This window comes from uncultured Campylobacter sp., from assembly GCF_938031315.1.
Taxonomy (GTDB): domain Bacteria; phylum Campylobacterota; class Campylobacteria; order Campylobacterales; family Campylobacteraceae; genus Campylobacter_B.
On sequence record NZ_CALHHT010000077.1, the window covers coordinates 1 to 1,813 of the forward strand.

The 1,813-nt window shown below is 47.0% G+C and carries 3 protein-coding genes; all 3 read right to left on the reverse strand.

What is annotated here, in order from left to right; all coding sequences use genetic code 11:
• Positions 1-215: 215 nt before the first annotated feature.
• On the reverse strand, positions 216-809 hold the full coding sequence (locus Q0236_RS02135; protein WP_297914504.1) for a hypothetical protein: 594 nt from the start codon (positions 807-809) through the stop codon (positions 216-218).
• 273 nt (positions 810-1,082) lie between these two features.
• Positions 1,083-1,295 (reverse strand): 30S ribosomal protein S21, encoded by a 213-nt coding sequence (gene rpsU, locus Q0236_RS02140; protein WP_005869392.1) that lies wholly within the window; start codon positions 1,293-1,295, stop codon positions 1,083-1,085.
• Positions 1,296-1,346: 51 nt separating this feature from the next.
• Positions 1,347-1,813, reverse strand: a 467-nt coding sequence (locus tag Q0236_RS02145) for a hypothetical protein (RefSeq protein ID WP_297914506.1), incomplete at its 5' end; no start/stop codon positions are given.

Genomic DNA, 1,813 nt, shown 5'->3' on the forward strand with positions numbered 1-1,813 from the left:
ATTTGGATTTTCGCCGTAAAGTACGCCGCAAAACAGCGCCCCGCAAAACAGCGCGTAAAGTATGCGTCTAAAACCAACCACGATCTGTTCCTTTAAATTTTAAAATTTAGATTTAAATTTATCCGCGCAGAGGGTCTGCGGCGATGAAATTTTAAAATTTTATCTTTAAATTTCATCGCGGGTTCGCTTCTTTCGTATAGGCGCCTTTTCGCGTCTTAAAATTTGCCGCGCAGTCCGTAGTCGCGGTAGGAGTGGGCGAAATTTGTCACGCTAAACATTGCGTAGGCGTTGAGCACCAGAGCGGCGAGATTTATCAAGGCAGCGGCGGGCACGGAAAATCGCGCCAAAAAGGCGGTGGCAAGCGCGGAAAGTACGAGCGAGACGAAGCAGTAGAAAAACAGCGAAACGGCGCTGCTATCGCCAAGCTCTTGGTAAAATCTGAAGAAAAACGCAAATGACGCGAGAAGCCCGAGCGCAAGCAGTATGTGAGCGATGATGCCGCCCGCTAAAAATATGAATAATAAAACGCCCGCAAATATCGCCGCAAAGCCGATTATGGCGTTGCGAAAGAGGCTTTTGCTCGCGCAGAGCCCCGCGGCGTTGTACACGCTAAAGATAAAAAGCACGAGCGCCGCGGTGCTTAGCAATACGCCCAAGCCGCCGTAGGTGCCCATCGCAAGCAGCACCAGCTCTGCGAGCGCTTTAAGCGCGCAGGCTGCGATGAAGGTGTATTTGATGAGCGCGATCTCTTTTTCTTGCGGGTTTACGGGCTGCTGATCTCTGGTGTGCAGGTAGTCGTTTAAATCCATATTCGCTCCTTGAAATTTATGCAGAAGTATATCTAAAAAACTAATAGGTAAAAATAAATTTCAAAATTTAGCGGCTTGCGGGCGGATATGTCGTATAAAGCAGGCGCCGCACAAAGGCGGGTAAATTTAATTAGGTAAATTTTAAAATTTTAAAGTGGAATTTCGGCGCTGTCGGGGCGGGTAAAATTTCAAGCAGGCTGTAAATTTAAAAAGATGTGAGATAAAATTTCGCGCAGATCTGCAAATTTAAAATTTACAAATCCGCGCAGACTGCTACAAGCGTGACTCGTAGCGACGTAGCGTGTAAAGACGTTTAAGCATCTTTTTGCGAGCTGAAATTTTTTGCTTTTTGCGGACTTCCGTCATCGGCTCAAAAAATCGTCTCGCGCGAACCTCGGTAACGACTAGGTTACGATCGGTCTGCTTCTTAAAGCGTCTGTAAGCTTCGTCAAATGATTCGTTCGGATATACCTTTACTCCAGGCACTTTCCTCACCGCCTTTCAAAAAAATAAACCGTGAGTTTAGCGAAAAATTCCTTAAATTTGCTTTTGAAGCGCTTTTTTATATTTCCACACGCTCTTGTTGTTCTGCGTATCGATCAAGAAAAGCTCTAAAAATAGGGCATCGTCCGCCTGTGCCAAGGCTTTTTTACCTTTTGCGGACGGCGGATTTTGCTCCGAGGCCGGTGAAATTTTGCCGATTAAAATATAATCCGGCTCATAAATCGAGCCCGTTCCTACGGTGTGATCGGTGCGCCTAAAGCCATCGTTGCTGAAGATTAGCTCATCTTTGCTCGGAGCGTCGGTGACGACAGCTTTGCCCGAATGCAGCAGCGAAATTCTAATTTTTTTGCTTAAAAATTCTGCATCTACGCCGTGTGCGTTCGTCCCGTCCAGCGGTTCGATGCCGACAACGCTGAATCTACCGCCTTTCTTTCCGACGATACGCTTTGAGAGCAGATCAGCGATGATTTCGCCCGCAATGCGCTCCAGATATGCGTTTG

What these genes read in the sequence shown, in the direction of transcription:
- Q0236_RS02135 (WP_297914504.1), bottom strand. Translation starts at nt 809, where the DNA reads ATGGATTTAAACGACTACCTGCACACCAGAGATCAGCAGCCCGTAAAC.